Origin of the sequence: Roseomonas rosulenta (assembly GCF_016106005.1) — a bacterium.
Taxonomy (GTDB): domain Bacteria; phylum Pseudomonadota; class Alphaproteobacteria; order Acetobacterales; family Acetobacteraceae; genus Neoroseomonas; species Neoroseomonas rosulenta.
Genome location: NZ_JACADR010000006.1, coordinates 39,586 through 47,972, shown reverse-complemented (window position 1 = coordinate 47,972; position 8,387 = coordinate 39,586). Strand labels below are relative to the sequence as shown.

10 protein-coding genes are annotated in these 8,387 nt (G+C 71.6%); 5 read left to right on the top strand and 5 right to left on the bottom strand.

From position 1 onward, the window contains the following. Positions 1–971, bottom strand: a 971-nt coding sequence (locus HW578_RS02285; protein WP_456308258.1) for a hypothetical protein, incomplete at its 3' end; no start/stop codon positions are given. Positions 972–1,137: 166 nt separating this feature from the next. Here HW578_RS02285 and HW578_RS02280 point away from each other — a divergent pair. Continuing rightward, positions 1,138–1,491: a hypothetical protein gene (locus HW578_RS02280; protein ID WP_198368911.1), complete on the top strand. Its 354-nt coding sequence runs from the start codon at positions 1,138–1,140 to the stop codon at positions 1,489–1,491. A 130-nt stretch (positions 1,492–1,621) separates the two neighbouring features. Here the strand turns inward: HW578_RS02280 and HW578_RS02275 are convergent, their stop codons facing one another. From HW578_RS02275 to HW578_RS02265, 3 genes are all read right to left on the bottom strand, one after another. Then, positions 1,622–2,509 carry a hypothetical protein gene (locus HW578_RS02275; protein ID WP_198368910.1) on the bottom strand — a complete coding sequence of 296 codons (888 nt, stop codon included), beginning with the start codon at positions 2,507–2,509 and terminating at the stop codon, positions 1,622–1,624. 83 nt (positions 2,510–2,592) lie between these two features. After that, positions 2,593–3,585: a helix-turn-helix transcriptional regulator gene (locus tag HW578_RS02270; protein ID WP_198368909.1), complete on the bottom strand. Its 993-nt coding sequence runs from the start codon at positions 3,583–3,585 to the stop codon at positions 2,593–2,595. Between the two features lie 174 nt (positions 3,586–3,759). Beyond that, positions 3,760–4,434, bottom strand: coding sequence for a hypothetical protein (locus HW578_RS02265; protein WP_198368908.1), 675 nt, complete (start codon positions 4,432–4,434; stop codon positions 3,760–3,762). 149 nt (positions 4,435–4,583) lie between these two features. Between HW578_RS02265 and HW578_RS02260 the strand changes: the two genes are divergently transcribed. From HW578_RS02260 to HW578_RS02245, 4 genes are all read left to right on the top strand, one after another. After that, positions 4,584–6,410, top strand: a complete 1,827-nt coding sequence (locus HW578_RS02260) for an inositol monophosphatase family protein (protein ID WP_198368907.1) — start codon at positions 4,584–4,586, stop codon at positions 6,408–6,410. A 62-nt stretch (positions 6,411–6,472) separates the two neighbouring features. Then, entirely contained in the window at positions 6,473–6,652 is a 180-nt protein-coding gene (locus HW578_RS02255) for a hypothetical protein (RefSeq protein ID WP_198368906.1), read from the top strand. Between the two features lie 40 nt (positions 6,653–6,692). After that, positions 6,693–7,262: a CarD family transcriptional regulator gene (locus HW578_RS02250; protein WP_198368905.1), complete on the top strand. Its 570-nt coding sequence runs from the start codon at positions 6,693–6,695 to the stop codon at positions 7,260–7,262. A gap of 110 nt (positions 7,263–7,372) precedes the next feature. After that, on the top strand, positions 7,373–7,867 hold the full coding sequence (locus HW578_RS02245; RefSeq protein WP_198368904.1) for a YbjN domain-containing protein: 495 nt from the start codon (positions 7,373–7,375) through the stop codon (positions 7,865–7,867). A gap of 117 nt (positions 7,868–7,984) precedes the next feature. Here the strand turns inward: HW578_RS02245 and HW578_RS02240 are convergent, their stop codons facing one another. Beyond that, a complete protein-coding gene (locus HW578_RS02240) occupies positions 7,985–8,149 on the bottom strand; it encodes a hypothetical protein (RefSeq protein WP_198368903.1) in 165 nt (54 codons plus the stop codon). Positions 8,150–8,387: the final 238 nt, after the last annotated feature.

Sequence of the window (8,387 nt, the reverse complement as noted above, 5' to 3'; positions counted from 1 at the left end):
GGGCGCCCCCACACGGCGCCGGGCGCCGCGGCGCTGCCCCAGGGGGCGGCGTCCTCGGCCGGGGCGGGATCGTGGGCGCCCTCGGCCAGCACGGCGTCGAGCATGCGCTCGAGGTCGATGCGCGGCAGGCGTGCGAGGCCGGTCTCGCGCGCCGCCTCGGCCAGCGCGCCGGCATGCCCGGCGAGCTCGGCGGCAAGCGGATCGCCCATCGCCGCGAGGCCGCTGGCCCAGCGCGCCAGGGTGGTGCAAAGCCGCAGCAGGTCTGCCGTCGGCATGCCCTCGTCCGGGTCGGCGAGGTCGCCCTCGAGCCAAGTGGCGACGGCGTCCTCGTCCGCGGCGCGCCGTGCCTTGCGGCGCGCGGCGTCGGGTTCCTCGGTGGCGAGGCGCTCTTCCGCCTTGCGCAGGCCGGTGGCGATCGCCTCGCGCCAAGTCGCGCCGCCGCGCCCCGGCGTCTCAGGCAGGCAGTCGGTCAGGGCGCGCCGGACCTCGCGCGGCACAGGGCAGCGCGGCAGCTGCAGGAATTCCAGCATACGGCGCGCGTCGAAGGGCGACCAGCGCGTCGCGAGGCCGAGCGGCAGCGCCTGCAGGATGCCGCGCAGGGGCGAGGCCGCGCTCATGCCCAGCCGCGGCAGGTGGCGCCGGCGCAGGGCCGCATCCAGCACCGTCGTCGGGCGGGTGGCGAGCAGCACCACGTCATCCGGATGCGCCTCCGCCCGCAGACGGTCGGCCACCAGGTCCGCGGCTGCCGTCTCGGTTTCCGCCTCCAGCAGTGTGAAGCGCCCGTCGCCCGTGACGTGAGCCTCGCCCAGCCCGCGCAGCATGCCCTGCGCGGCGCCGAGGTCGCCCGCTGCGGGGACATCTGGCGCAGGTTCCTCGACGATGCGCGTGCCCGTCGCTTCCAGGGCGTCGAGCAGGGCGCGCAGTCCCGGCGGCAGGAGGCGCCGCTCGTCGAGTAGGCGGATTAGCCCCACCGCAGGCTCGGGCGGCGGATCATCCCGCAGCAGGGCGAGGGCGCGGCGCAGGCGATCCGCCGGACCTGGGGGCAGCGCCGGGGGAACCGCCTCGGCGGCGGCGAGATCGGCCAGCCGGGGCGGCGGACCCGGTGCCTTCCTCGGCTTCCTACGGCTGCTCGAAACGGTGGCCGGCGAGACCGAGGCGGTGATGGAGGCCAGCACCTGGGTCCATGAGGCGGACCTCGGCGTGGGACAGCTCGAGGCACTCGCCTTCTGCCGCGCCAAGCTCCCCGTGGCCGAGATGCTGCGCCACATGCCGGAGGGCTTCGCCGGCGTCCGGGCCAGCGTGACGGGCGACCGGCGAGTCGCCGCCGGATTGCGGGTGGTGCCGCTGCGGCGCAGCGACGGGGCCGAGGACTGGCTGGCGAGCCTTGCGGCCCCCGCCGCGGCAGGGGCGCGGCTGCGCCTCGGCGTCGCCTGCCCCGACACCATTGCCGGCGAACGCCGTCGCCTGCGGCGTGACCGGGGTCACGGTTGAACGCCGGACCGCGGATGGACCGACGCGGAGAGTGCGTGCCAGCTTCTCCGCAAGACTGCGGTGCGCTCACGTCGCCGCCGAAGCCGGGAAGGACTGCCATGGAGATCGTGCTCGGCCTCGATGCCGATACCTACGCTTGGCCGCTGACCACCAACGGGGCGGCGGCGCAGGCCGGCGGCATGGTGACCGGGCCCGCGGGGCTGATGCGCGTGGTGGAGACGGCGCTCGGCCTCGTCGCCTCGGCGGTACCGGCGGTGCGGCGCCTCGCGCTGTGGCGCGCGAAACTGACCGCGGCGGATGGACCGGCGCGGTTCTGGCACCGCTCCTTCGCGACTGATCCCTTCGCGACGGCGCGCCTGCTGCTGGGCTGGCGGGACAGTCTCGTGGAAGCCGGCTGGCACGCGACGGCGCTCGACGGTCCCGCCGGAAGCAGGATGGCGGCGCTGCCGCCGGCGAGGCGCTCAGCGAGCGGCCCGTCGAGATGCCCGAGCAGCACGGCATCGGCGACGCCGGCGGCTTCCGTCGCGGCGGCGGCCAAGTCCTCGGGCGCCGTGCGCCGGCTGCGTTCGGCGAAGCGGACCGCGGCGTGATGGGTGACGTGCAGCACCGTGGAGGTGAACCGCCAGTCGAGATGCTTCCCGGCAAGCACCACCAGCCGGCGGAGCGAGAGCCCCTCCGGGCCAGCAGGATCGAGCCCGGGTGTCGCAGCAGGACCGAAGGCGCGGCATTCCAGGGCGGTGTGGCGGTCGCCCGGCAGTCGCTCCGGCACAGGGTCGGAGCCGAGGGCCGTCGTGACCGCCCGGAAGAGGCGATCCGCCGCGACCGGGTTACGCGCCGGCGGGCGACGGAGCACCGGCTGCAGCGCACGGTTGCGGCGCTCGGCGGCGCGGCGCGGAAGGGCGATGGCCCGCTCCGCCGCCGAGAGCGCCCAGAGGGGCGGGGGGAGGCTGCTCCTATGCGGCGCCGCGAGCGAGAGCGCGGTGCAGGGCAGCGGGATGATCTCCTCGATGGCGCTCATGTACTTTTCCCCTCGATCCGGTGTGGGATCGTTATCGGGGAGGGGTGCGTCAGAATCGGACGTGCCGCCCGAGCGGGGCGTGGTCAGTCCGTCCCGTGGCGCTCGAGCAGGGCGCGGCCCATCTCCGCCAGGCGCTGCCGCAGCACGGCAGGTTGCAGGACCTCGACCGTGCCGCCCCAACTCGCAAGGTGGTTCGCCATCTCATCCAGGCCGCCCGCGCGGAAGCGCACTACCAGCGTGCCGTCCACCTGCGGCTCGCAGACCTGGCTGGCATGGAAGCGCCAGCCGGCCGCCTCCTTCGCGGCAGCGGCGGAGAAGCGCAGCACCACATCGTGCGGTGCTTCCCGCCAGACGCCGAAGGATTGCGCGCTCAGGGTCGCGACATCGAAGCCTTCGCGCGGCACGAAGCCCTCGCCGGTGTCCTCCACACGCTCGATGCGGTCGAGCCGCCAGACCGCCGCATCCGTCTTGCCCGGCACCACCGCGAGCAGATAGGGCCGGGTGCCGTAGAGCAGGCCACAGGGTTCGAGCAGATACTCGCGCATCGTCCCGTTCGCCGGCCGGTAGCGCATGCGGATGCGGTGCCCATGCAGCAGCGCGCCGCGCAGCGCGGCCAGGACGGCATCGTCCACGACCACCTGCGGACCGGGCCGGGCGGCCAGGCCCTCGCTCGCGAGTTGCGCTTCGACGTCGCTTTCCGCGCGGCGCAGCGATGTCTCGTCGAGCATCGCGCGCAGGCGGTTGGCGACATCGCGCAGGATGGCCGCGCGGCCCTTGAGGCCTTCCTCCTCCAAGCGCAGCGCGGCGGCTTCGACTTCAGCGATCTCCTCGGCCTTCAGGCCGAGCGCATGGGTCAGGCGATGGGTCCGGATGCGCCACCGCTTCGGCGGCGCCTCCGTCGGCACTTCCTCGAGGTTGTGGCAGACCTCCCGGATGGCCTCGAGGCGACGCTCCACCGTCCGCCGGCCAACCTGGAACTCCTCCATCAGGTCCTGGATGCTCTTGCCGTAGCGGCTGCCTGCAAGCGACATGACCATGCGGAGACCGTCCGCGAGTTTCTCCTGGCGTGCCGGCATGCCGTTCCTTTCCCCGGTCCACGCGCGGCGCTTGAGGGCCACGCGGTCGGCGGAAGCCTGCGATGGAACGCCGGCGCGGCTCAAGGCCAGGGGACGGCGCGTTGCGATGCCTGCCACTCGGTCCTCGTATGTGCTTGCCCTGTACCGATGATCTCGGCGGGTGCGGGAGGACACCTATCCGACTTCGGGCGGCGCATACTTCTTGAGGAACATGCGCAGGGAGTCCGCCGACCACGGCTTTCCCGTCGTGGTGCGTGCATCGTGTTCGCCGAGGAACCGGGCCGCTGCCGTATAGTCCGGGATGGACCGCTCCGGTGGCAGGTAGGGCGCGATCAGCGCGAGGATGCGCTTGGCGTAGTCCTCTTTCTCGTGCGGCGCCAGCCGGCGTTGGTCCAACAGGTCACGCCAGTCCTGGAAATGCTTCACGGGATTGAAGCACTCGCCGTCAATCTCGATGTCGCGGGGCGCGAGCGCGATGCATTCCACCGGGGCATTCTTCAGCAGGGCGTGCAGTTCCATGTGCTTGCGCCATCCGTAGCGCTCGCCGAAATTGACGTAGACAAGCGTCGCGCCTTCGGCCCTGCAGATCGCGTAGGCTTTTTCCAGATAGGCTTCCGCGAAGTGCCCGCCGCGGTCGGGCCTCTCCTCCATCCAGGGCACCTCACCGACGATACGCCCGCCGCACCGCTCGACGGCGTAGTGGCGGACGAGTTCGCGCTGATACCGGATGGTGCGGCTTTCCGCGGCGGCTTCCTCTGCCGATTCCGGCAATTTCGTGAAGCCGAAGCGGGGGACGGGCAGTGTCCAGTAGAAACCCACAAAGGCCGGTTCCGAGCGGTGATCTGTCATGCGCTGCGCTGTGCCCTTTTGCCGAGGGGCGTCGGCGAAAAAAACCGACGGCCACGAGTATCGGCATAGTCGCAGACCATGATGCCCGCAGACGACGCCGAGGGCCAGCAACGGCCGGCGCGGCAAGCAGACGCAGGAAGGGCATTGCCATGACCACGCTCCCCGATCTCACCGCCATCATCGCCACCGTGGAGAAGGCCGGCCGCGCGCTGGCGGCAGAGTTTACCCGCCCCGGCGGCCCGCGCGGCCGCGGCGATCACGCCGACATCGACGACACCATCGCCCGCGACCTGCAGCGCGACCTCACGGCGCTCTTCGCCGCGCGCTGGGTCTGCGAGGAGACCGAGACCTTGCCCGGCAGCATCGGCGGTTACTGCTGGCTCGTCGATCCGCATGACGGCACCACCGCCTATCTCGACGGCCACCGCGGCACCGCCATCTCGGTCGCGCTGCTGCATCGCGGCGAGCCGGTGCTCGGTGTCGTCCACGCGCCGCTGCCGCCCGATCGCGGGCCGGACACCATCGCCTGGGCGCACGGGATGGAGGGCGTCCTGCGCAACGGCCGCCTGCTGCCGGCGGCGGCGGCGGAGCGGCGCCTCGATCCCGGCGCCATCGTCTTCGTCAGCCACGCGGCGGCCGGCAAGCCGGTGCAGAACGCGGAACTCGTCGCGCCGGGGCGGTTCGTTGCCCTGCCGTCCATCGCCTACCGCCTCGCGCGGGCGGCTTGCGGCGATGGGGTCGCTGCCGTCTCGCTGAACGGGCCCTGCGGCTGGGATTACGCCGGCGGCCACGCGCTGCTGCGCGGCGCCGGCGGGGTGCTGCTCGACCAGACGGGGGAGGAGGTGCGCTACACGGAGCACGGCGCCAGCCGCGTCGCCTTCTGCTTCGGCGGGGCGCCGGAGGCGGCCGCGGCCTTGGTCCGGCGCAACTGGAACGAGGTGTTCCGTGGCAGGTCGCTGCCGGGCTTCGGCCTGCCGCCGACGCCGCGCATGGCGGCCGACCATCGGCTCGACCGTGCGACGGGCTGCCTGTTCGGGCTGATCGCAGGGGACTCGCTCGGCGGCCAAGTGGAGTTCGCCACGCCGCAGGCGATTGCCCGCAGGCACCCGGAGGGCGTGCGCGACCTGGCGGATGGCGGCGTGTGGAACATCCTCGCCGGCCAGCCGACGGATGACGGGGAACTCGCCCTTTCCCTCGCCCGGACCCTGGTGGCCAGCGAGGCATGGGACGAGGAGGCCGTCGCCGCCGCCTACGGCGCCTGGGCGAACTCTGCACCCTTCGACATGGGGCACACCACGCGCCAAGCGCTTCTTGCCGCGGCGGTTGCGGAATCCGGCAAGGCCGCGGCCGCGCGTCGTGCGGCGAGCCGGGACAGCCAAGCGAACGGGTCGCTGATGCGCGTCGCGCCGATCGGCCTCTGGGCGAAGGATGCGGAGGAAGCGGCGATGGCGGCGGCGGCGGATTCCCGGCTCAGCCACCCGCATCCGTCCTGTGTCGCGGCCTGCGCGGCCTTCGCGGCGGCGATCCATGTGGCGATCGCTGGCGATGACCGCGCGGCGATGCAGGAGGCCGCCGAGACAGCGGCGGCTGCGGACGCGCCGGTCCTGGTCGTGCTGCGGGAGGCTCGGCAGGGCGTCGGGCTGGTGGATGCCCTCTCCAGTTCCGGCTGGGTGCTGCATGCGCTTCGCAACGCGTTCCACCGGCTGTGGCATGCGCCAGACCTGGCGACCGCGCTGATCGAGACTGTGGGCCTGGGTGGCGACGCCGACACGAATGCCGCGATCTGCGGCGCGCTGCTCGGCGTGGCCCATGGCGTCGAGGCCGTGCCGGTCCGGTGGCGGATGCCGATCCTCGCCTGCCGGCCGCTCGAGGAACTCGGGGCACGGCATCCGCGGCCGCGCACCTACTGGCCCGTCGATCTGCCGGATATCGCGGAACAACTGCTCGCGCGCGCCGCGCGGGCACGCGCCGTGTAACGCCCTGCGTCCGATCCTGACGCAGGGCGACGGCAGAATAAGCGAAGAGAAGGAAGCAAGGAATGGATCAAGGACTGATCAGGCTCCAGGTCCTGATGCACGACACCTGGGAAGACGTCATGACCCTGCCGGGCGGGGATGACGGTCAGGTTGCCTTCCATCTGCAGGACGTGAAGCGCCGGTTTCCGAATCACCGGGTGCGCGCCGTGACGGCGCGCGGGCAACTGCTCGACAGCCTGTGACCACGGCCGGCAACACAAACCCACACCTTAGGAGGATGGCATGACCGATGTCTCTCGCGCCCGCGCAGCAAGCAATTCGACTGTCCGTTCACGGGCTCGCCGCAAGCCGGCCAATCCCTTCGCGGTCGGCAGCGTGGTCGTCCATCCCGCGCGCGGCGTCTTCGCGGTGGCGGCCACACAGACCCTGCGCGTGGACGAGCAGGACGTGCCCGCGCTGATCCTGGCCGCGGAAGGGGAGGGCGGCTCCCTGGCGGTGCCGCTGGCCCGTGCCGCGGTGACGCTCCGCCCGCTGACGACGCCGGCGGCGATGCAGGAGGCCTTCGACGTGCTGCGGCGGCCACCGCGCCGCAGCCGCGCGCCCTGGGCCCGGCGCGCGCAGGATTATGCGGCGCGCATCAAGAGCGGTGATCCGATGCGGATCGCGGAAATCCTCCGCGACGTTCATCGGGGCCCGCAGGACGGTGAGCAGAGCTGGAGCGAACGGCAGGTCTTCGAGCGCGCTCTCGATCGGTTCGTGGCGGAGTTTGCCGCCGTCGAGCGGATCGGGCGTGCCGAGGCGCTGCAACGCGTCATGAGCGCGCTCGACGAGCGAGCTGTCATTAGGCGGTAAGGCTGACCACGTCGCCGTTGGCGACGCACGCGCAGGCCGCGAGAACGCGCCGCCAGGCGACGACGCACGCCCGCGCGACGCGCCCAACCACTGACAATGGAGGACAGGCCATGGCCGGAAAGGCCCTGAAGGATGTTGTTGATGCCTGGGTGGCGCGGGAGGAGATCCGCGGCGTCCGCGAGATCGACAGGCCAGACGGCGAGTATTCCATCGCCTTCGACTACAACATCGGCGATCAGACCTTCGAGGTCTTCGTCGATGTGGAAGAGGAGATCGGGTTTCTCTCGGTCTACGTCTACGCGCCGATCCGCGCGCTGGAGAGCCGGGTGGACGAGCTGATTCGTCTGTTCAATCGGAAGAACGGGCATCTCCGCGTCGGCTCGCTGGAGGTGGTCGGCGAGCGGCGCTCGATCCGCTACCGCGCGTCCATGCCGGCGCGGCCGGATGCGCTGCTGCCGGACGACATCGAGCGACTCGTCCAGCTTGGCGGCGACCTGTTCCACGATGCTTTCCCGCAGATGATGGCCGTGCTGTTCGGCAGCGTCAGCGCCCACGACGCCGGTGAGATGGGCAAGGCCTATGGGAGAGACCAAATGTTAAACTAGCTGAAGAAGGGTGGGATCCCAGCGTTGACTTTGCGGAACTGGGGCGTGGCTGCAGGAGGCTGACAATCGGCGGAGGCTGCCTGAGACGTTCTATATCGTTGCGGGAGCTGTCGACCGTTACGCGACGGCGGTGGGTGAAGTTGATGGGCTGGACAGCCCCTGCTGCGCGGCATCGAGTGCTGGGAACTGGTCGTCGCTGGTGACGCCAGAAGAGATGAGCCGTTCGCCACGGGAGTCAGCACCGTCGGCCTCGATCTCGGAAAGCGCGTTCCCCAGGTCCATGGAGTGGATACGGCGGGCGCGCACGCGGCGATTGCTCGAGTACGCGCAAGATTACCACCTGAGGATACAAGGCGAGGTGCAGCCTGCGACTACAACATCGCTGGCAGGTGGGCCGCCGAGCGGTAGTCGGTCGAGGTTGCAGAACAGGCATACGGTCGGGTCACCGCGCAGTGGCGGATCGGAGCCACGACGAAGGCCCGCGACGCCATAACAAAAATGTGCCTGCCGCCAATAAGGG